Consider the following 22,766-nt stretch of genomic DNA (forward strand, 5'->3'; position numbering starts at 1 on the left):
CAAGCAACAAAGCCATAACACACACAAATACTATTCTAAAAAATGATCTTTTCATACAATCCCTCCAATTCTCTGTCCGCATATTCTATGAAGGTGTCGAATTTCCCCTCTATAGTAAAAGTATAATTTTTTTCATTGAAAAAGACAAGAAACTATTATCGACATTTTATTTCTAAGGTTGATTTAAGGTTCGTCCCCTATACTTCGTATTGTAAACAAAAACAAAACGAATTCGAAAGGACGTGATTTTATGAAGAAAAAATCTATTTTACCACTTGTAACAGTAACGATGCTTGCAACTGCCCTGCTTGGTGGATGCGCAAATAAAACAGATACGACAACAACCACTAAGGCAACACCTACAGAGGCAGTCAAGGAAGGGAACAGCTATGCAGGACAGACGATCTCCGGTGAGGTAACTGAGATTGATGGTGATACGATCTCCATGACCCCGGAAGGCGAGGAGGACGACATTTCCTTTACCGTAAATGATGATGATGTAGAGATCACCCGTGAAGGCATAGGGCTGCCACCGGAGATGTCCGGCGATGGCAGTTCCAACACACCTCCGGAGAAACCGGATGGCGATGCTCCTTCTGATAATGGCGGTCAGTCCGGTGACAGAAGTTCCGATAACAATTCTGACAGCAACACACCACCGGAAATGCCAGACGGCGAGGTCCCTTCCGGAAATGCTCCGGGTGGCGATATGGCAACTTCCACCGACGCATCCCTGACAGATATCCAAGTCGGTGACACGATACAGGTAACCTTTGATGATGACGGAACCGTAACCGCCATTGTGATATCAAACGGAAATGCAGGTGGAGGTGCTCCGGGACAGCCGGGCGGCGGGAACTCCGGTGGAGTGGAAAGCTACGATGCTGTCTCGGAATATACAACCGACACGGACGTGGACGGCGAGACATTTGAGTCCACAGGCACGGATGAAAACGCTATCCATGTGTATGATGGCGCGAATGTAAAATTGAATAATATTACCGTCACAAGATCTTCTGCGGAAAGCAGCGGTGGTGATAACTCCAGCTTCTACGGTGTCGGTGCAGTAATCCTTACAACCGACGGACAGACAACGATCACGAACAGCACAATTACAACGGACGCCAACGGTGCCGCAGGCGCATTTGCCTACGGTGACGGTACGGTCTACATCTCCGATTCCACAATTAAGACTACCGGAAATACAGCTGGCGGTATCCACGCGGCTGGCGGCGGTACACTCTACGCATGGAATCTCGATGTAGAGACTGACGGCAACTCTTCTGCCGCTATCCGTAGTGACCGAGGCGGCGGAACGATGGTTGTCGATGGCGGAACCTATACCTCAAACGGAACCGGTTCCCCTGCCGTATACAGCACTGCCGATATCGCAGTAAGCGGCGCAACGCTCGCCGCAAATGGTTCCGAAGCAGTCTGCATCGAGGGATTAAATTCACTTCGTTTGTTTGATACCGATCTGACCGGAAATATGTCAGATGACAGTCAGAACGACTGCACATGGAATGTGATTTTGTACCAGAGTATGTCCGGTGATTCAGAAGTTGGTAACAGTACATTTGAGATGGACGGTGGCAGCCTGACAGCGAAAAACGGCGGTATGTTCTATACGACCAATACCGAGTCCACATTTATCTTAAATGATGTAGATATCACCTATGCAGATGACAATGTTTTCTTCCTTCGCTGTACCGGCAACAATACCCAGCGTGGCTGGGGTACTTCCGGTTCCAACGGTGCGGATTGTAAATTCACCGCCATCGATCAAGACATGGAAGGTGATGTGATCTGGGATTCCATCAGCCAGCTTGATTTCTACATGACCGGTGAAAGCACACTCACAGGTGCCATTACAGATGATGAGACCTATGCTGGAAATGGCGGGAACGGCTACTGCAATGTCTATATCGAAAAAGGAAGCACATGGACAGTAACCAGCGACAGCACACTGACAAATCTCTACTGCGCCGGAACGATCACCGATGCAAGCGGCAAGACAGTTACAATTGTCGGAACCGATGGCACAGTCTATGTACAGGGTACAAGCAGCTACAAAATAACCGTCGACAGCTACAGCACAACGGTTGACACAAGTGACGCCGAATCGACCACAAGCTTTTCGGACTATGAAGTAACACAACCTTAATCAATTAAACTTTTTCACAATTATAAACTCTTTCCTATTTGAATCGCGGTCGGGGTGGTTGCTAGTCCACCCTGACCCGTTTCTTTTATGTTCGGAGACATTTCATTTCCGATTCTACGCATCGCGTCAATCACTTCATCCACCGGAATCGCACTCTTAATCCCTGCCAAAGATAGCTGTGCTGCACTTACTGCATTGACAGCTCCGGCAACATTCCGTTTCACACAAGGTACTTCGACCAGTCCACAGACCGGATCACACGCAAGTCCAAGCATATTTTTAAGCGCCAGTGCGGCCGCATTTGCAATCATCTCGTTCGTGCCACCCTGCAGGAAGCATAGCCCTGCCGCTGCCATCGCAGATGCTGAACCAATCTCTGCCTGACAACCGCCGGATGCACCGGCAATCGAAGCATTTTCCGCAATGACGGCACCTACCCCTGCGGAAATGAACATCGCCGCCACCATCTGTTCTTCCGTACATGCAAGCTTCTCCTGCGCCGTCAGGAACACCGCCGGAATCACGCCGCACGAACCTGCGGTCGGTGCCGCAACGATCCTTCGCATGCACGCATTTCCCTCTGCCATCTTGATTGCTTTCTCCATCACCAGACTTAAAAAATCACCGCAGAGATTCTTCCCCGCTTTGTTATATGCGTGAAGCTTCTCGCCATCGCCACCGACCAGTCCGGACGCTGACGTAAGCTTTGCATCGTAGGTTGCATCCGCATGGTGCATCGCCGCATACATGCTCTGCATCTTCGCATAGGAAGCTTCCTGCGTCACGGCACGTTCCTCCATATCCGCACGTTCGATCACCTGTGCAAACGTCATCTGTTCTTTCTCGCACAGCCCCAATATATCCTGAATCGAATGATACATTATCATTTTGTCTCGCCTCCTATACTAAGGTATGTCACCTTCTTCACACCCTCGACCTTCTTCAACCAGTCAATTCCCTCCTTCGGAATCTCCTGATCGCATTCCACGACCATAACCGCCTCTCCGCCACGGCTGGAGCGGTACAACTGCATGTACGCAATGTTTACACCTTTGTGTGAAAGCATCGACGTCACCTCCGCCACGTGTTCCGGCTGATCCTGATTGTGTACGACAAGCGTCGGATAATCACCGGAGAAATTCGTCTCAATTCCGTCAATCTCGGCAATGTTAATCCGGGAACCACCCAGCGACTGCCCGATGATTTCCAGACTTCTGTCATCCTGTCCCTGCAGAAAAAGTTGTGCGGTATTCGGGTGCGCTTCCTTTAACTGCGCCTCTCCAAATTCGATCTTCATACCCTGTTCTTCGGCAAGCGTAAGCGCCTGCGGAATCCGCGCATCGTCCGGCTGCATTCCAAGCAACCCCGCCACGAGCGCTTTCCGCGTACCATGTCCTTTTCCGGTCGTCAGAAAGCTCCCATATAATAAAATACGTGCGCAAACCTGCTGTTCGCCCAACAGCTTCCGACTGATATATCCTATTTTAACAGCACCTGCGGTATGGGAACTCGACGGTCCGACCATCACAGGTCCTACGACATCAAATATATTCATTGCTTCACTCTCTTTCTTCTGTATTATGAGATTTCTGCCTTCAAATTATGTCAAACATACAATACAAACTAAAAAAAATCAACCGGAAACGACTGGTCTTTTCATTCACAGTTTTTCCGGTTGATTCACTTAAATTGTTGCTTTTATTTACATCCTGAACTTTTCTATTATAAGTTTGATTATTGATGAGACTTCTAAGATTAATCTATCCGTGGCGGTGTTCCAACACTGCCATCCGGTCTGTCACCATTTTCCGGCATCTGTCCGCCATCACCATCCGACATATCCGGTCGCTCACCGTTACCCGGCATCTGTCCGCCGTTCTCATCCGTCATATCCGACATGTCACCATCGCCCGGTGTACCGCCTCCATGTCCCATGCTTCCCATATCCGTAAGGGAAATGGATGAAGCATCGACGAGTGCGGAATCATCTTCCTGCTGCCCATCACTTATAGACGGAATCGTGCCATCTATCTGTCCGCGGATGCTCTCTGCCCGGAGCAGGCAGAACGATTTCAACGTATCCACACCTGTTTCAAACTCTTCATAGGTACAGAATTTTGTTGGATCCTGTTCTACATAAGTAGCAATCAGATTCTCCGTCTCTGTAATCAGATTCTCGAAATATCCGCTCTCAAAATACTCGGAGATAAACGTATCAAAATACGTGTGATACAGTTCCGTATAGCTCTCATCTGCAAAGATCCACGCAAGCATCGGGCGGGAATCTACCATTCCACCGGAGACCGGTGTATCGATCGGATAGTTCACCATCTGTGTTGCCGAATCGCTGCCTCCGCCACCCGCCGAGAATCCGCCAAAGGCGAGATTGTAATCCCACGGAATCATTGAAAGCTGTCCATCTTCTTCGTACAGATAGTAATTATGGATCATCGAACCGGTATAGCTGTCGAAGTTGCAGACGAAATTATGTACGACGAAGTAGCGTATCACCTCATCTACATTTACCACATCCTCGATATCTGAATTCTCGTTCAGAGACTTCAGTGAAGCAATCAGACGTTCTTTATCCTCGTCTGTAATATCTGTCTTGGCGTTATCGAAGATGTTGCTGTAACTGCTATATTCATCATCCGAATAGATGAGCGATACATCATCACTTCCCATACTGCCTCCCGGTCCGCCTTGCTTATTGCCCATGTCACCATCCGGTTTCTGCATTTTCTGACCGTCAGACTCCGTACCTGTCGGCGGTTCCATCTTCTGTCCATCCGGTCTCTGCATATCCTGTCCACCTGTGAAAGCTCCATCCGGGCTCTGCATTCCCTGTCCACCTATGAAATCTCCATCCGGTGGCTGCATATCCTGTCCACCCGCGGAATCTCCATCTGGCGGCTGCATTTCCTGTCCACCTGTGGATTTTCCATCTGCGGTCGCATCACTGTCACTGGCTGTATCTTCGCCAAAGAATTGCTCTGCCAGTCCCGTCTCCGAGATATCCGCACCATTTCCACGGCCGCCTCCCATCGACTGACTATCCGGCTTATAAAGTTCTCCATAGGAAGTGCCGTAGTTTCGCTCCAAGAAACTATCTTCCACGCCTTCAACTGCGAGATACAAGCCCCACGCTTCTCCATTGACGGTGATCCAGACATAGCTGCAAAGCGGTGCATCCACGCCCATATACCCCATCATCTGGTAGCACAGGTAATCTTTCATGTATGTATTATCCTGAATGATATTGTTGAGTGATAATTTGTCCAGACCATGATAGCTTTTGCCGCTGTCAAAATGGTCGAATTCAATCTTGAAGCTGTACCGATCATTGCCATATGCGGCAACCGAGCTCAGGGATGTATTGCCCTTTGCACGGATCGCAACATTTTTATAGGCTTCGTTATCGATCACGACTGCACAGGACACATATTCCTCGTCCTCACATCCATCGATAAAGGAATCCCAATCGTCCATCACAATATTGATCGTATGCACCTTCGATGTATCAAACAGCTTCTTCTCATATCCCATCGTAATCGGAAGCTTATTCACACCCAGACTTTCCGCATTGCAGAACACGACAGTAATCAAGATTGTAAATATCAAAATGATGCAGCAAATCTTGTCAATATGTTTGCCTGTCGACATCGCATCACCTCCTAGAGAAATTCTCCGTTGAAGCTGACGAGCGATGCACTGCTCACACCGTCCATCTCCGATAGAATATTTACAAAGTCTGCATTATCGTCCTTCATACGCACCTCCAGATTCAACTCCACATGTCCCGGCTGTGCAACCTTGCTTTTAACTACGCATTTTTTCACCTGTTTCTCCATGAACTCACGTACCTTCACCTCGCTGTCGTGTCCGTCGCACTGTACGATCAGGATGTATGGGTGTACATGTGATTTTCGGTTGACAAACACAAGAAGCATCACACCAATGAAAATACTTCCGATCAATGCAAGTGGAAGCATACCTGCCGCAAGCACAATGCCGACCGCAATCGACCAGAACAAAAATGCAATATCAAGCGGATCTTTGATTGCCGCACGGAAACGCACGATAGAAAGCGCACCAACCATACCAAGTGACAACACCACGTTCGAAGTTACCGCCAAGATCACGACAGTTGTGATCATCGTGAGCGCGACCAGCGTCACACCAAATCCCGGCGCATACATGACACCGGAGTATGTCTTCTTATAAACAAAGAAAATAAACATACCGATTCCAAATGCAAGCACCAGTGCAATCACCATATCCAGAATACTCACGCTCGCTATATTCTCCAAAAAACTTGACTTAAAAACATCTCCAAATCCCATAGGTTTCCTCCTTTTTTCTTCCTGTCATTTTCATTTTATCTGCTGTTTCTAACCTGCATATTCATACGCCCGGCACGCCGCGTATTTCGAGAAGCTCTGTGTGCCCTGATTTCCAAGCTGGACTGCACTACGGATACAATCCGGCAGGTATGCGTCCCATTTCACTTCCAGAATCCGGTGATTCTCGATAATCGGAAGCGTAACACATTCTGCATTCAGAAAATCCAACCCACACATGCCGGTTCGTATATCGTAGTCCATCGTCACCCGTACATTTCCAGGTGCATAGGTAAATGCTTCCCGCGTGTAATCGACGATTGTCTTCGGCCGCAGTTCCTGATTCACAAGCTTCGTGTAGAATTCCCGTAGCAACGGTTCTTCCGACTTCTGCAGCCACGCGACATCGCCGCGCAGAATCTGCGTCACCTGCTCTGCCGTCACCTGCACACTCTGTTTGCAGGATAGTCCGTTGATCTTCGATTTCTTCTCCAGATGAATCACGGATGTATCGCCATCATAATAGCGCAGGCGATATTTCTCCCTGCAGTTCACGCCATTGATTTTCTCCATAAACGCTTTATCGTACAGATTGTCAAAATACAGGCTGCGAATGTGGTATTTTCCATGATTGCCATGCGCATCTGCATGGGCGACAGTGTTCAGGCGTCCACGCAAGCAAAGCATATCGCCATAGGTTATCTCATGTTTTAGTTCGTGTCTGTAATTCATAGTCTCACCTCCCGATCTTATGTCGTATCGTTGCAGGATTTCCTGCTCTGATCATGAGTATACGGGGGCAACCTTAAATTTACCTTAGAAAATCTAAATGAAATATTCTCTATTGACATAAATGTATGTATAGTGTATGGTGTGTATATACATACATCACACTTTAAGGAGGCTTGGAATGAAAATCCTTATATCAAATACATCCGATTCTCCGCTTTATCAGCAGATCGAAGAACAGATTATCGATGCTATTTTAAAGGGTGAATTAGCGGAAGGTGAAGCCTTACCGTCCATTCGAACATTTGCCAATGATTTGAAGGTAAGTATTTTGACAATACGACGGGTTTACGATGATCTAGAAAAAGAGGGCTTTGTAAATAGTCAGGTCGGTATCGGAACTTTTGTTTCTACTACAAATATAGACCTTTTAAGGGATTCGAAACGACGAATCATAGAACAAAAAATGCTGGATATGATACAGACCGCAAAATCTCTTGGAATCACACAAGAAGAGTTAAACGATATGATGAATATTCTATATGAGGAGGACTAAAATGGAATACATTTTAGAGATTACAGGGTTGAACAAAAGCTATCCGGGCTTTTCTCTGCAAGATATTTCATTTGCATTGCCTGATGGGTGCATCACAGGCTTTATCGGAAAAAACGGAGCCGGAAAAACAACCACACTCAAGTCTATTTTAGGGCTGGTTCCTAAAATATCCGGTACGATCAAATGGTTTGGAATGGATTTATCTTCCAACGAAAAAGAAATTAAAGAACGAATCGGAATTGTTCTCGATGATGGCGGTTTCTATGATGAATTGACCTTATCCGAGATGAAAAGCATCATAGCTTCCGCATACAAATCATGGAGTAATGATGATTATAACATGTATCTTGCGCGATTTTCACTTAACCCGAAGCAGAAGATCGGCACCCTGTCAAAGGGTATGCGAATGAAATATGCTCTGGCACTTGCCTTATCCCATAAAGCAGAATTTCTGATTATGGACGAGCCAACCAGTGGTCTTGATCCGCTTATCCGAAATCAGTTGTTAGAGATCCTGAAAGAGTTTATGGATAACGGCGGACGCGGCGTGTTCTTTTCGACACACATAACGTCTGATCTGGATAAAATTGCAGATACGTTAATCATGATTGATGAAGGGCATATTGTTTTTCAGGAAGAGAAAGACAATTTATTGGATCGTTACAGAATCGTAAAAGGCGATGTAGCAGATTTATGTCCGGATACCGAAAAACTATTGATGAATATTGATAAAACACCGTTCGGTTTCACCGCGATTACCAAATATGCGGATGATCTCAGAAAGCTCATGCCAGACTGCATGCTCGAACGGCCATCCATCGAAGATATCATGCTCAGCAATATCAAAGGAGGGAACTAAATGTTACTTCAATTAGTGAAAAAAGAGTTTCTAATTGTAAAGAAATATGTACTGCTCATGGCTGCAGTCTGTATCCTATTTCCAATATTTTTGCTATGGCGTATGCCGGAATTCGCCGGAATATTCGGATTTGGATTAGTGACTGTTTTCTCGATTTTGATGCTTTTGCAATATGTTTCTCTAAAAGAAACGCAATATCCAAAAGCATCCACGTTACTGTGTGCATTGCCATTTTCAAGGAAAAACATTGTGCTGTCGAGATATATTTTTTGCATCGTGATCTATTTCGCCTGCTGTTTGATTTTTGGAATCGAAGCACTTTTGTTTCCAACACTTCAAAGCGTAGGCTGCAGAATCCCAATTGTGCTATTCCTGCTTGTGTCACTGTGTTTAAGTATCTACCTGCCAATCCAATACAAAGTTGGATATGAAAAGACAAAATTATTCTTCACAGTCCTTATCACGGCAACCCCTGTTGGATTTGCCCAATTAATGAAAAAAGGGATAAACCTGAAATTTTTATCCAATATTCACCCTGCACTTTTACTGCTTGGAAGCTTGATCATAAGTGCACTGCTTTTAATAATATCTTCTATCGTGTCTATAAAAATATATAGAAAAACCGAATTAGCATAACAAGAAGAAATAAGATAGTTTCAAAAAGAGAGGATCAAGCTAAATCCTCTCTTTCTTATTATAATTCTACTTTGAATACAATCCGATTGCCATCCTTGTACTCAGCAGAAATTTTTCCTTTGTGGTTTTGTACGATGGCTCGGGCAACGGATAAACCGATGCCGTAGCCGCCACTCTTCTGGGTACGTGCTGCATCTGAGCGGTAGAAGCGATCGAAAAGCCGGTCTGCTTCCACATCTGGCAGCTTCTCGCATGTATTTTCACAGCTAAGCATTACTTCCTTGCCACGTTTTGCAAGCGTAAGCACAATGTCCGCCTGCTCAATAGAATACTTAATCGCATTGTCCAGCAGGATCGTGAGAAGCTGTGTCATCTCCTCACGGTTTGCATGCAATTTGATATCTGAAGCAATCTTCGTCTGCAGTTCAATCTTTTTCAGCTTCGCGGATTCCACGAACGAGTCTGCCACTTCCTTCGTGAGCTTGCTCATATCCAGATCAGTCATCACGACCGGTGCCGTTCCTTCTTCCATCCGCGCCAGAGTAAGCAAATTCTTCATTAGTCCCGACAGGCGTTCGGTCTGTTTGCGAATGTTCTTGCTCCATTTGCTCTCACCGTTATGCAGCTCCATCGCCTCTGTGTTCGCGAGAATAATCGCAAGCGGTGTCTTGATCTCATGTCCGGCATCTGTGACAAATTGCTTCTGTTTCTCCAGATTCTCTGCAATCGGTCGGATCGCACGCTTGGAAAGCGCAATCACTAAAAGCAACATCAAGCCCCAGCCGACAACAAAAATCAGGCTGGATATAAGCAGCACTGCCAGCATGGATTGCCGGTCACTGCCCACATTCAGAAATACAATATTCGTGCCGCGTCCATCCTTCGATGACTGCACTCTGTAACGAAACTCTTCCTTCTTGCCAGAGGTCTTTCCAGATGCATAAACTTCACTCGCATATGCATTGGCTGTCTCTTCGTCCACGGAGGAAATGTTATTTACATCCGTATAGACGATCTTCCCATCCATGTCAAACCGCACAAGGAAATATCGTGCTGCCATCGCCATGTCCTCGCTGATCTCTGGATTAAAGAGATTCGGACGTTTGTCATCCTTTGCTTCTGGTGGTTCTGGCTGATTGTCTGTCGCCCCAGTCTCTGGTACTGGCAATTCCATCTGGTTCTGATCTGCCCCGCCTGTCACCGGTGGCTCCGGCATTCCATCTGTCACCGTTGCAAGCTGCGGATTGCCTGCGTTATCCCCCGGTCGCATTCCATCATTTTCGACCAGCATGGTAAGCGTGTTATTCATCTCATTTCGAAGTCGGCTGATATTAAATACGTTGACCGCGCCAAGCGTCACAACGAGCAGCACAGTGATTGCAATCATCGCTGTAATTATGAACTTCTTCTGTAACGTCTTAACCAATTTATTCCACCTCTACAAGCCGATATCCAATTCCCCGTTTTGCCTGAATCTCCACATGTACATTTAACGCCTGCAACCGTTTCCGCAGATACGATATGTACACCCAGACTACGCCAACCTCGGCATCCGTGTCAAAGCCCCATACTTTCTCTAACAGGCTTTCCGTCGACATATAAATGCCCTGATTGAGCATAAAGACTTCCATCAACTGATATTCCAGCTTCGGCAATACAAACGACTGTCCATTCCCGCTTAATTCATACGTGTGCATGTTGAGCGACAGATCGCCGCATTTCACAATGTCCGGTGTGAACTCTTCCTTACGCCGGAGCATTGCCCGGATACGTGCAAGCAGCTCGCCCATCGCAAACGGTTTCGGAAGATAATCGTCGGCTCCCATATCCAGCCCTGCAATCCGGTCTTCAACCTCTGCCTTTGCCGTAAGCAGCAGCACCGGTGTCCGGTCACCGCGGCTCCGCAGCTTCTGCAGCACCTCTAATCCACTCATCTTCGGCATCATAATATCCAATATGATGCCATCGTATTCACCGATCGTTGCATAATCAAGTGCTTCTTCCCCATCAAATACAGCATCCACCGTATACTTGTGATAGGTGAGAATGTCGACCAACGCCTCGGACATATCTACTTCATCTTCTGCAAGTAATAATTTCATGCGGGTTCCTCCTTTCCTCCTAAAAATGGGTACAAAAAAATCGGTGCGACGGGATTCGAACCCACGACCTCTGCGTCCCGAACGCAGCGCTCTACCAAGCTGAGCCACGCACCGATAAATTGGAGATAAATCCAACATTTGACATGATAGCACAGATGCCCCGAAAAATCAATTCAAAATTCGATAGAAGCAGGCATTATTTTACCATCCATCAATATGAGCACGCTGAATCGCCGCAAACATCCGGCTCTTCGCCTTCGGAAATTCCTCCTCTATCCGCGCTAACATCTGCTTTGCAGCCTCCCGCTTTGTCGCACCATCCACCGGGCATAAGTTCTTTACCACCGGAAGCTGATACCGTCGCATAAATCCACGTACCTCCGCCTCCGTCACATACACAAGCGGCCGGATCAGATCCAGCTCTGTGCCATCGAGATGTGTCACCGGCGAGAATGTATGCACCCTGCCTTCTAATACCTGTGACATCAGAAATGTTTCCACAACGTCATCCTTGTGATGCGCATATGCAATCTTGTTGCATCCCATTCGGAGTGCGGCCTCATTAAATGCGCCCTTCCGCAGCTTCGCACAGAGCGGACACATCCGCTTCTCCTGCCGCTCCATCAGTATTGGAAATATCTGCGTCGGGATGATTTCATATGGAACATTCAACGACTCGCACAGTTCTTTCACCTTAGAGAAATCCATATTCCCTACGCCGGTATCAACTGTGATCGCTGCCACATCATATTTCTTCGGATAAAATTTTCGCATTCCAGCCAGTGCATACAGGAGTGTCAGACTGTCCTTCCCGCCAGAGATACCGATTGCAATCTTGTCGCCCTCTTCGATCATCTGGTAAGCATCCACTGCCTGCCGCACCTTGCTGTATAATTTCTGTAATTCCATACCCGCATTATAATACAAAACTCCCATCCGCTCAACACGGATGAGAGTTTTTTGCTTTGCACTTATAATTCTTCAATTGCTTATACGCGCCTATTATTTCTTGAGATTACCATCTTCTCTGCAATCCTTATACCGCTTATTCAACAGTCCGAGAATTGCCAGAAGTGCTGCCCCCATCACCGCAAGCCAGATAACCGGGTCAAAGGAATCGCCGGTTTTCGCTGCATTTGTATTTACTCCGGTCTTGTCATTTGTTGTTCCATTTGCCTGTGCTTCCGTTGTCACTACCAAGGTTTCCGAAGTCGGTGACTCCGTCGTCACACCCGGTGCTTCCGTTGTTGGATTCTCTGTTGTTGTCGTTTCCGGCGTAATCTGCTTTGCAGAATCCTTATATATAATCGCATAGGTTGAAAATTCATTTGTTACAAACGAATATTCCCAGCTACTCTCATCCAGTACACCGTCGATTATAGTGACCTTTCCGTTATGCAGACGGAGAATTTTATATTCCCGAATTACAGATGCATTCTTATTTCTCAGCCGGTCCGGAATCTTGAAGGTAACACGGATATCTGTCTGCGGCTCATGAATCTGCGTTCTTGCACGATTGTCCACCTGCTTATACAAATCCGCATTAAAGAACGTTATATCCGCATCGCTTCCTGCGAATTTCTCTGCTTCTTTTGCTAACAGTTCCTTTTCCTCCGGTGAAAGACTTTCCGAATCCAATTCTGATATTTCCAGCCATACATTTGCCTTTGATCCGTTTTCCAGTTCCACTTTTTCTTCCTCTGTAAAGATTCCCTCTGCGTTCAAAAGCTCAGAAGCTTTATTATCCAGAGTTGCTTTACGAATCGGCGAACCCGGCGTAACCTGTGCAGCCTTTTCCAGTTTTCCTTCATTCGGATCTATGGCAGCGCCTAAAACCGGAAGCTTCTCATACTTTTTCTGACCACAGCCTTCTACTTTACAAGTCTTTTCCTGTTCACCCTCTGTAGATTCCGTCGCTTCCTGCGTTACAACCCACGTATCAGACCAGTCATGATCCTCGATTGTCAAGGTTCCGTTCTCATACTTCACTATATAGTTTGGATTCAATGCTGCATCCAGACTTGGCGTAAGTACATATTCTCCAACCTTTTCTCCCGATGTTCGGGATATTGTCACTGTCGAGAGTGAATCTCCATCTACCAGCGTTTCTACCGTATACGTGTACTCCGGATCCTTCATTCCAACATGCTTTTCTGCATCCTCTGCCTTTATCGTTACACTCTTTGGAGTGATTGTAAATTCGGCGGTTGCTGCTGCCTTAGCATAATTTTCATCTTCTGCCACTGTTACACGTACAACATATTCGCCTGCATCCTTTGGAGCTGACTTTGTATATACGGCATCTTCTGCATCTTTCTGCTTATACTCAACCGTCACATTCGCATCATGTGCTCCCCTATCATTCGTAGTTTCAAATACAGGTGCTGTAATTGGTTTTCCATCATACTCCTTTGACTTCACCGAAAGTCCGGTTACCTGTCCTTTCTCCCGTGTTACAGTCAATGTTATAGTTGAATCCTTTGCCGTCGTCTGCGCATCCGATTCTTCCACCGGGCGATACGATATCTTCAGCGTATGCGTTCCAACCACAAGAGTCTGTAGATATGAATTTTTCAGAACAAGCATTCCTTTTTTTATCGCATAATCATCTGCGGAAAGTGCTATACCTCCATTTGTAATCGATGCAATTTCATTTCCGTTCACCTGAATTCCCGTCTCAAGATCCGCCGTTGTCTGACGCTTGTATTCCACTTCCGATTTTTCGGTTGCTTCCGTATAGATAACTACCGATTTCGGACCGATTACGGTTACATTTCCAGCCTTATCGGTCAATCTTGCATAGATATCGGACTTCTGACTTCCCGTCATTGTTACGGTTGTTCCGGATTTCCACCCTTCACTATCCTTGGTTACTATCTCGCCCTTTGGCACAACCAAATATTCCACGCCGTTATCCGTAATACCGCTGTTTGCGTCCTGTGCCGAGATTGTTACCTCCGCTTTATCCGCAAACACATACGCTCCGTCTGACTCTCCCAGCTTAATCTCACCCGCCGGAGCCGTTTTATCAATCTTTACCACCTGTGTCTTTAACGGTGTGACATACCCATGTTCTATCTCTTTCAGATAATACCCAATCGTATGCTCGCCTTCTTCTGAGCACTCAATGCAATCGGACCATGTGCTTCCATCTTTTGATATCTGATAGCCCTCTGCCTGTAATTTCACAGTTCCATTGCTCCAGCCATCCTGCCCCGCGATATCCGGCAATACAGATACATCCGCGTCATAGGTCTGGATATTCCACTCATGCGTTGTATTCTCTGCACCCTCTAATGTATAATTTGCATTTAATACACCTGTTACCTTTGCAGTGTACCTGCCTACCTCTGTCTTCTGATTGTCCTCATAATTCAGTTCTACAGTATCACCCTCTACCGCATTCGTTACCTTCGCCTTAATTGTATGCGGCTGTCCATCAAAATAAAATGGTTCTTTTTCCCAATCAAGTTTCACAACACGCGGTGTAATTGATGCAGTAACAGTTGTATCCGAAGGAACTGTCACCGTATAATTCGAAGCCTTTGCATTTTCGGAATCCGTCACATTTACTGATCCCGCATTCATCGTGACCGCCTTATCTGCTCCGACATCCGAATTCTCAAAGCTTCCCGTTACTCCGGAAATATTCAGCGTCTCGCCTTCCACCCCGGTATCCACCGTTGCATGCAGCACAGCATCTGTCGTTCCATCATATTGCTTATCTTCGGCAGTCACAACAGCCATTACTGGTTTTGGCGTAATCTTTACTCGCGCATAGGCCTGTACCGGATTATATCCCTTCTTTGATACCCGATAACGCACGGTCTCATAATCACCACCATAATAGGATTCTGATTTTGTTACATCCTTATATGTAACCGGTGTTGTACTGTATTTTCCAGATTCCTCCCACGGATTACTTGACGGCTCGCTTACCCAATACTCAACCATTGCTCCCTCTGCCGTACCTTTGGTTTCTATTGTAATTGTATGTTCTTTCCCGTCATATACGCCTTCATAATCCGTAACCTGCACGTCTCCATCCGCAAAATCTTTCCCACGAATATACGTCGTCAGATGTCCGGTCACTGTCGCATAATTGGAATTGCCATCTACAGAAACCCGGTAATATGTTGCATAATACCCTACATCCCCATACGAATACGGTTCTGTCCGATATGGACCGTCCGGCTTCTCACTATACTCAATTTTAGCACCCGGAACATTCGTGGTTACCTTCGCCGTATATGTTGTTCCCTCTGCATAGGTTGCTTCATACACCGGTTCTTCAGTTACATAGTTTCTTGCTTTTTCTATAGATACCTCCACAAAGCCTGCTGGATTCTCTTCCGATCCAAGCCCCTCATAGTTGGCATCACCAGTCACATAATAATACACCTTATAGGATGCATTCTCCTGCGACGCATCTACGGCTGTCGGAATATCTGTACTCCACGCACCATCCGTTCCTACCCTGTAATAGATGGTTCCTCCGTTTGTATTGGCTCTAACCAGCTTCTGCGGATCACCGTTATATTCCAATCCGTTCCGTCCAGCTACACTTACCTTCGGTGTTGCTTTCGTAATGGCAAACGCATCTACGACCTGCGCACTTTTCTCTCCAACAGTAATATTACAGACCGCCCAGTAATCACCTACATTGCTTGGTGTCATCTCAAGTGCAGTTCCTTTCAGATCATCCGAAGCATTTTCCGATGTTTTCGGATAATATGTATAAGATAACACAGCGCCGGTAACTTTTTTCAGATTGCCAGATACGCCCGCTTTATTATATTCCTTTCCCGTATATACCATATCTTCCGCATTCAGTGTCAGAGTTGCAGGGGATGTCCTATACTTGCAGAAAACGCCGTCATACGTACATACAGCATTTGCAACCGCAGGATTTTCCCCATCGACACTTATACTCCAGCTATGTTCATGCTCTGTCGTTTCCACCGACTTTGTCGCAGAACTGATACTCTGTCCTCCATCACCATTTACCGCACGTACCCGGTAATAATATTCTGTATATGATTCCAATCCGGAAAGTACAATCGAAGTACCGGTTACAGTATAGTTATTATACTCACCAACCATATTGGTAAAATCTTCGTCGGTTGCAACATCGACACGGTAAGATGCTGCATCCTCAACCGCATTCCATGAAATTGTAAATCCATCTGCACTTACACCGGATGCTATTGGATCCGGAGATGCAATGGCTGCTCCCAGTCCGGTTACCGCGTAAACGCACACATAAACCCCAGTATTATTGACACTATTTGAAATCCGAATATCCCGAATTAATTTGGTTGTATTGATATCCATCGCACACCGTGTCAGATACGGTCCACCGTTCGTATCGCCATCTGTCGCATCCCCTGTATATGTCCGCATATACTGGGACGTTACACTATTGGCTGAATCATACCAGTCACGTACCACGAATGTCTGGTTGGTCGAAGATCCATCTGTATAAGCTACCGTTACATTCATCGCTGCATTGCTCCCGACTCCGACACCGCCTGCCGTTACCAGAAAATATAACTTCTGATAGCAGCCAATCGTAGAAAATGTTATGGTTCCATTCTCTCCCGGAGCCATACGCAATGCATTGGCTGCCTGATAACTATTGAGTTTCCATGTAAGGCCATTAAAATCCCCCAACTCATCCGCAATAATACCATCTGCCGGAAATCCACCACTTTCGTCAACGCCGGACGCCTCTGTATAAAAACATGCCTTATTTTCATTCACCTTGGTACTGGATTCCGCAGAATCCGTCTCTGAAAAGGTTTCTCCGGCATCATAAAATACATCTGCATTAAAGCCGGATGCGATTGTCATCGGCTGATACTGCGCAGCCCCTGCCGCATGTACAACCGCTGTCGAGCCTGAAAATCCCTGCACCGATGTAAGCATCACCGCTGCCGACATAATTCCGGTAATCATTTTCTTCCATAGTTTGCTTTTTCTTATCATGTATCTATATCCTCCATCCTTTGTAAACCATCTCTCACACTGCATACCGCAGGTTTTCCATCTCCTCGTTGACCGCTTCCCGCGTGAACTTCTCAGTCACATAGCCACTCACCCGAAGCTCGGTCAGCTCTTTCAGATACCGGTACTCATTCGCAACCGCGATCACGTTTGTCCGCGGAGACAGATATTTCATCCGTTTGATCAGAAAATATCCTCTGCCGTCTTCATTCTCCGTGCTGATAAAGGCAACCTCCGGCTGCTGTGCCGCCACATAATCAAGTGCTGCCTGCGTGTCTTTGAATACATGTACCTCAGCACCCTTGGTCGTCTCACGGATGACATGTGCCATCTTCTGCCGTGTCCACCAGTTGTCATCATATACAATTATCTTCAAGCATAATCATCCCCTTTATCTGCATACTATAGCTATAAGTATACCAGTCCAAATATGACAAAAATATGACAAACGAAATATTTTCGTTATAAAAGGCAATAAATTCATAAAAAAGGAGCTATCAATTCCCATGATATTCCATGCGAACCGATAGCTCCTGTCTCAGTAATTATCTTTTCAACTGAATATTTGACATCCGATCACTTGCGATCTTACGTCAATTTTTGTACTATCAACCGATATCCGCGATATCCCGCCAGTCATACTGCGACATATACTCACCGTTATACGCCCGTATGCCTTCCGGTTTTCCGTCCAGATAATCATAATAATCGCAGCTGATCTTGGATGGATCCACCGCATACTTATTCCATCCGGTCACAAACACCTGCTCCATCCCAACATCTTTCAGCGTATTGAGCAGATCCCGCTTCAGCTTTTGCAGATAGACACCCGTTTTCTCGTCCGTTTCCACATCCTCCCAGAGCACTGCGCGAAGCTCCCCGGACGTCACGGAGCTTCCCCTCCGGTCGATCAGATACGCAAGCATCTCTTTGGTTTTGCTCCGTTCAAACTTCAGGCTTTTTCCGTTTACAAATACATCAAATGTACCAAAGCAGCGTGCCACCAGTACATCTCTTTGGAACTCCTCGATGGGATTGCGCAGGTTCGCCAGCTCCTCCCGGATCTTCTCCGTCGTCACCGGCTTGGCAACATATCCACTCGTCCGAAGCTTGATCGCATCCTCCATATATTGACTATATCCGGTTACAAATATGATATTTACCTTTGGATACCATGTTTTCAGCTGCCGGGCAACATCCACACCGGACAGATATCCCATCTCCACATCCAGAAATGCAACGTCACACGGATGCTCCTTCGCATAGATCAAAAGCTCCTCCGGATCCTGATATGCCTTTAGCTCCGCATCCGGCACAGCTTCCTGTATCGCCGTTACCAACTGCCTGTATCCCAATTCTTCATCATCTGCCGCTAATATCTTCATCGTTTGTCCCTCACACGTTTCCCTCCGGAATCAGAATCCGGACTGTCGTTCCAACACCCTTTGCACTTTCGATCCGAAGCTCTCCATCACACATATCCCGCAGACGCGACCGAACATTGGCAAGTCCGACATGCACCTTCTCGTCTTCGTGCTTTGTCAGCTACGTTTCATCGAACCCGGCTCCGTCATCCGCGACTGTCAGGCATATCCGATCATCCAGTCGTTCTGTGCGGATCGTCACGGTTCCGCCACCTTTTTTCTTGCAGAGTCCATGCTTGACCGCATTTTCCACAACCGGCTGCAACGTGAGCGCCGGGAGCAGAAAATCCTGTTCCCGGATATCATAGCACACCTTTACGCGCGTGCCAAACCGTTTTTGCTCTATCGCCAGATAATATTTCACATGGGCAAGCTCGCGTCCAAACGGAATCAAGTCGGTTTCACTCAGTGCATTCAGATTTCCACGCAGATATTCGGAGAACGCAAGCGTCGTCTCTTTGGCTTCTGCCGGATTACTCTCGCACAATCCGGCAATAGAATTTAACGTATTATAGATGAAATGCGGTGCGATCTGCGACATCATCACGGAGATCCGCATATCTGCCGCTTCTTTTTCCTTTCGTGCCAGATTCTCATTTTGCTCCATCATGGACGCCACGAACATGAGAATCATGGATATAAAAATCGCCAGATTGGAAAGGGAGATACCATAGTAAAAGGCAAGTGCAACCGTTGCCAGAAACGGAAGCACAATATACGAGATCAATGCGCGGAACATCAGCCGTTCCAACCGCTTCCGGTATTGCAGTAGCAGGGACACATCCACCAGCATTCCCAGCATCGGCAGAATCAGCGACACAATATACCCTGTGCTCCGATGATAAAAATTATCCGCATCAAAATAATAGTACCAATGCGTAAACTGGGAGATTACGACAAGCAGCACAGCCACTGCCGGTATCGCGTATCCCGCCATAACCCGGTAAACCGGCTTTTTTATGTCGCCCTTTTTTCCATGCCGAAACAGACAGCAGCACAGATACCCATGGTACAATCCGAGCAGTACATCACTCAAAGCAAAGACAGAAAAATTGCTGAAGTAAAGCACCAGATATGCACTGGCTCCTGCCACACCGCGATATCCCCATGCAAGCGAATCGCACAGCAAAAGCACCGCGCAGACTAGCTGCATGGCAATCATCCATCTGCGTTTTTCTTTGTCAAAATTTTTGCTCATGAACATGCAGAGTGCCGCGATCAGAGAGAAGATACAGCCCCATACAAGCATGGCAATATGTAAAGATGTTCTATTAAACATGCACCCTTTCCTCCACCGGTACAATGATTTTCCCCATAAAGTGTAGCACAAATTTTCTGTCGAAAAAAGTCTTCTTTTGATTCTTCACTTTTTTCTTGCTATTTGGAAACAGCTGTGCTACTTTTATGATGAATAGTTAAACGAAAGGAGAACTTGATATGAAGAAAAAAATCGCAGTGCTCACATTGCTTGCTGCACTAAACGCATGTGCCATTTCCGGATGCGGTACGGATAAAACGGATACAGCAAATACCACGCAGGCAGCCAGCACACAGACAACCGATACACAGGTAACCACCGCCGCAGATACACAAGACACGGAAGAAACAACCGCTGTCGGCACGGAAGAAACAACCGAGGCATCCCAAGCGGAAAGCAGCATAGACGTATACAAAGACGTTCTGGATAAATACCGGACGGCTGTCACAGAAAAATGGGATTACGGTACATGCATGGAGCAGGACATCTGTCCTCTGATCACAAACACCGATGCCGGTGTCGCTTCCTTTGACAATATCGGCGCGGCGCTCATCGATATGGATCACGACGGATATGACGAGCTGATCATCGGAGATCCGACAGACACCTCCGGCAAATCGGTCTATGAGGTATGGACTTACGATGGCACAACCCCAACAAAGCTTATCGCAGCACAGGATCGGAGTCTGTTGAACGTTGGATACATGGAGGAAGATAATGTCTATTTCATCTCTGCTATGGGTTCCAACAGTGCTGCTGAGTTTGAATATGACTATTACACGATCACGGGCGGTACACTTCAGAATATCCAGACCATCATCTCCGAAGCGACAAGCGAGACGGAGATAAACTGGTATCAGGCAGACCCAGCTTCCGGCACACGTGAATCCTTGGATGCAGACACGGCAAACGGAATTGTGGATTCCTATAGCAATGCATGGATTCTTCTGGAATACCGCTCGATAGAGTCCAAATAACCGCAGGTACAAAAAAAGAGCCGGCGCACGATACATGTGCGTCAGCTCCTTTTTCTCTATTCTTTCTGTTCGAGAATGAGCAAAATCACTTCGGACTGTTCTAACAACTGCTGATAATGCTTTTGTTCTTCTTTCATTCTCCGGCTGTTCTCATCATAATTTTTCTGATCCAAAAACCGTGAACTTTCCTCTAACTGCCGGTCATGAATCTGCCGCTCCAGAAGACGAATCTCGCTTTGCAATCGCGCGTGCGTCTCCACCGGAATCTCGGTTCCGAACCATTTCTTACGAAGACCTTTCGTCAGATTGTACAGGCAAAATCCTAAAAACGTCAACGCAATTTCAAATCCGACCAGACTGGTTACCAGACGCCACCACGCATTCCACGCCTGCATGAAAAACACATCCACCGTCCCCACTGTCACAAGCAAAGACAATACAACCGCAAGTGGTGTATCAATCCACAAGACAACCCCCAGTCTTCGACGACTGTATTTTTTATCGACCTGTCGATCCTCAAATTCCAGCTTTGACAAATCAAACTGCAGCTTTCCGATATCTGCATGCAGGACATTGGTTGTACCGGTCTGATCCGGACATGCCAGAAGCTTATCGGAAAGTTCGGCCTGTTCCTGTTCACTCCGGACAATTTCCTGTTGCAGTTTCTGAAGCTCCGTCTTTAATTTTGCCTGTTGCTCCGCCCACGCCTCTGACACCTGCGTTGGTGTATATGTAACCAATGCTGATCGTCCCGTCAGCGCCTGCAGTTCCTTCAGCATGCCGTCTGCATATTTTTTCTTCGCCGCCAGTGTCTGTTCCGTCTGTATCCGGTCAAATGCGGACATTCGTCTACCAAAAGCATTTTCTCGATTCAATTCCTGCAGCAATTCATAATCAAACGCCGGAGATTCTTCTTTTTTCTCCTCGAACCGCCGCATGGCAATCGGAACAAACTTCACACTTATGAGCTGCCTATCTATATAGCCATAGATAAATCCATGTTCGCCCGTTTCGTCCTCCGTGACCGGTTCCAGACTTCCGGGATAATACACGTGCTGTTTTTCAAATTCCAGATGCTGGTGTTTATGACCCAATCCCACATAGTTGAAATTTTTTCCGCCAAAATCCTCCACATCAAACGGACATACACGCTCACTTCCTCCATGTCCGAGGAAGATATTGATGGCTCGCAGATTTCTCGCATATACGCTGTCAAAATCATTTCGCTCATTGTATGGTCCGTATTGACAGATTCCATAGACATCCACGTTATATTTCGGAAAATGCAGACTATCCAGAATACCTTCCGCATAAGAATTTCGCACTGCACGTTCCGCCTCCGGCACATGATTGTGAATCTCCTCACAATTAAGCAGATACAGCCGCGAAACAAACTCATAATTCCACAGCACACTGTCCTGCCCCAGATAATCACGATTCCCGGTTACATAGACGATATCTGTCTTGTCAAGCCGGGCAAGTTCCGTATCCACAAAAAGTACATCCTCCTGCGTCGGTACATGGTCAAACAGATCTCCCGTGATAAAGATCATATCGACCGGATGTAATTCCATATAGTCAACAAAATTCAAAAAGCCATCATATAAATATGGCGTTTTCTTTCTCGTCCCAAGATGAACGTCCGCAATGTGTGCAAATTTCATACCACTCTATCTCCCGCGTTTTTCTATATTGAATCCAATCTAGAAGTATAT

The 22,766-nt window shown here is 46.5% G+C and carries 19 protein-coding genes and 1 tRNA gene; 5 read left to right on the top strand and 15 right to left on the bottom strand.

Going from position 1 to position 22,766, the window contains the following annotated elements; all coding sequences use genetic code 11:
• Positions 1-250 precede the first annotated feature (250 nt).
• A complete protein-coding gene (locus tag KP625_RS06920) occupies positions 251-2,164 on the top strand; it encodes a hypothetical protein (protein ID WP_238296898.1) in 1,914 nt (637 codons plus the stop codon).
• Positions 2,165-2,184: 20 nt separating this feature from the next.
• On the opposite strand, the gene sdaAA is transcribed toward KP625_RS06920, so the two are convergent.
• The 5 genes from sdaAA to KP625_RS06945 form a co-directional block, all read right to left on the bottom strand.
• Complete coding sequence (gene sdaAA, locus KP625_RS06925) at positions 2,185-3,051, bottom strand: L-serine ammonia-lyase, iron-sulfur-dependent, subunit alpha (RefSeq protein WP_370641332.1); 867 nt, start codon at positions 3,049-3,051, stop codon at positions 2,185-2,187.
• Positions 3,048-3,719: an L-serine ammonia-lyase, iron-sulfur-dependent subunit beta gene (gene sdaAB / locus KP625_RS06930; RefSeq protein ID WP_238296899.1), complete on the bottom strand. Its 672-nt coding sequence runs from the start codon at positions 3,717-3,719 to the stop codon at positions 3,048-3,050. The genes sdaAA and sdaAB overlap by 4 nt, the downstream gene beginning before the upstream one ends.
• Positions 3,720-3,919: 200 nt before the next feature.
• Positions 3,920-5,827: a CotH kinase family protein gene (locus tag KP625_RS06935; RefSeq protein WP_238296900.1), complete on the bottom strand. Its 1,908-nt coding sequence runs from the start codon at positions 5,825-5,827 to the stop codon at positions 3,920-3,922.
• Positions 5,828-5,838: 11 nt separating this feature from the next.
• Positions 5,839-6,507 (bottom strand): DUF4956 domain-containing protein, encoded by a 669-nt coding sequence (locus KP625_RS06940; RefSeq protein WP_238296902.1) that lies wholly within the window; start codon positions 6,505-6,507, stop codon positions 5,839-5,841.
• 48 nt (positions 6,508-6,555) lie between these two features.
• Entirely contained in the window at positions 6,556-7,236 is a 681-nt protein-coding gene (locus KP625_RS06945) for a polyphosphate polymerase domain-containing protein (protein WP_238296903.1), read from the bottom strand.
• A 178-nt stretch (positions 7,237-7,414) separates the two neighbouring features.
• Here KP625_RS06945 and KP625_RS06950 point away from each other — a divergent pair, with 178 nt between their 5' ends.
• The 3 genes from KP625_RS06950 to KP625_RS06960 are packed head-to-tail and all read left to right on the top strand — an operon-like array spanning position 7,415 to position 9,284.
• On the top strand, positions 7,415-7,789 hold the full coding sequence (locus KP625_RS06950; RefSeq protein WP_238296904.1) for a GntR family transcriptional regulator: 375 nt from the start codon (positions 7,415-7,417) through the stop codon (positions 7,787-7,789).
• 1 nt (position 7,790) lies between these two features.
• Positions 7,791-8,648, top strand: coding sequence for an ABC transporter ATP-binding protein (locus tag KP625_RS06955; protein WP_238296905.1), 858 nt, complete (start codon positions 7,791-7,793; stop codon positions 8,646-8,648).
• Positions 8,649-9,284 carry an ABC-2 transporter permease gene (locus tag KP625_RS06960; RefSeq protein ID WP_238296906.1) on the top strand — a complete coding sequence of 212 codons (636 nt, stop codon included), beginning with the start codon at positions 8,649-8,651 and terminating at the stop codon, positions 9,282-9,284.
• A 58-nt stretch (positions 9,285-9,342) separates the two neighbouring features.
• Here KP625_RS06960 and KP625_RS06965 read toward each other — a convergent pair whose 3' ends face one another.
• The 9 genes from KP625_RS06965 to KP625_RS07000 form a co-directional block, all read right to left on the bottom strand.
• Positions 9,343-10,710: a sensor histidine kinase gene (locus KP625_RS06965; RefSeq protein ID WP_238296907.1), complete on the bottom strand. Its 1,368-nt coding sequence runs from the start codon at positions 10,708-10,710 to the stop codon at positions 9,343-9,345.
• Between the two features lies 1 nt (position 10,711).
• Complete coding sequence (locus tag KP625_RS06970) at positions 10,712-11,386, bottom strand: response regulator transcription factor (RefSeq protein WP_238296908.1); 675 nt, start codon at positions 11,384-11,386, stop codon at positions 10,712-10,714.
• 40 nt (positions 11,387-11,426) lie between these two features.
• A tRNA-Pro gene (locus KP625_RS06975) sits at positions 11,427-11,500 on the bottom strand.
• 87 nt (positions 11,501-11,587) lie between these two features.
• Positions 11,588-12,322, bottom strand: a complete 735-nt coding sequence (locus tag KP625_RS06980; RefSeq protein WP_370641334.1) for a tRNA lysidine(34) synthetase — start codon at positions 12,320-12,322, stop codon at positions 11,588-11,590.
• 66 nt (positions 12,323-12,388) lie between these two features.
• On the bottom strand, positions 12,389-17,374 hold the full coding sequence (locus tag KP625_RS06985) for an MBG domain-containing protein (RefSeq protein ID WP_238296909.1): 4,986 nt from the start codon (positions 17,372-17,374) through the stop codon (positions 12,389-12,391).
• Between the two features lie 34 nt (positions 17,375-17,408).
• A complete protein-coding gene (locus KP625_RS06990; protein WP_238296910.1) occupies positions 17,409-17,768 on the bottom strand; it encodes a response regulator in 360 nt (119 codons plus the stop codon).
• A 232-nt stretch (positions 17,769-18,000) separates the two neighbouring features.
• On the bottom strand, positions 18,001-18,777 hold the full coding sequence (locus KP625_RS06995) for a response regulator (protein WP_238296912.1): 777 nt from the start codon (positions 18,775-18,777) through the stop codon (positions 18,001-18,003).
• A 10-nt stretch (positions 18,778-18,787) separates the two neighbouring features.
• Positions 18,788-18,913 (bottom strand): hypothetical protein, encoded by a 126-nt coding sequence (locus KP625_RS13580; RefSeq protein ID WP_255731493.1) that lies wholly within the window; start codon positions 18,911-18,913, stop codon positions 18,788-18,790.
• A 24-nt stretch (positions 18,914-18,937) separates the two neighbouring features.
• Positions 18,938-20,095, bottom strand: a complete 1,158-nt coding sequence (locus KP625_RS07000) for a sensor histidine kinase (protein WP_238296914.1) — start codon at positions 20,093-20,095, stop codon at positions 18,938-18,940.
• 158 nt (positions 20,096-20,253) lie between these two features.
• Here KP625_RS07000 and KP625_RS07005 point away from each other — a divergent pair, with 158 nt between their 5' ends.
• A complete protein-coding gene (locus KP625_RS07005) occupies positions 20,254-21,051 on the top strand; it encodes a hypothetical protein (RefSeq protein ID WP_238296916.1) in 798 nt (265 codons plus the stop codon).
• 56 nt (positions 21,052-21,107) lie between these two features.
• Here the strand turns inward: KP625_RS07005 and KP625_RS07010 are convergent, their stop codons facing one another.
• Positions 21,108-22,715: a metallophosphoesterase family protein gene (locus KP625_RS07010; protein ID WP_238296918.1), complete on the bottom strand. Its 1,608-nt coding sequence runs from the start codon at positions 22,713-22,715 to the stop codon at positions 21,108-21,110.
• Positions 22,716-22,766 lie beyond the last annotated feature (51 nt).

It is taken from the genome of Eubacterium sp. MSJ-33 (assembly GCF_022174665.1).
GTDB lineage: Bacteria > Bacillota > Clostridia > Lachnospirales > Lachnospiraceae > Coprococcus_C.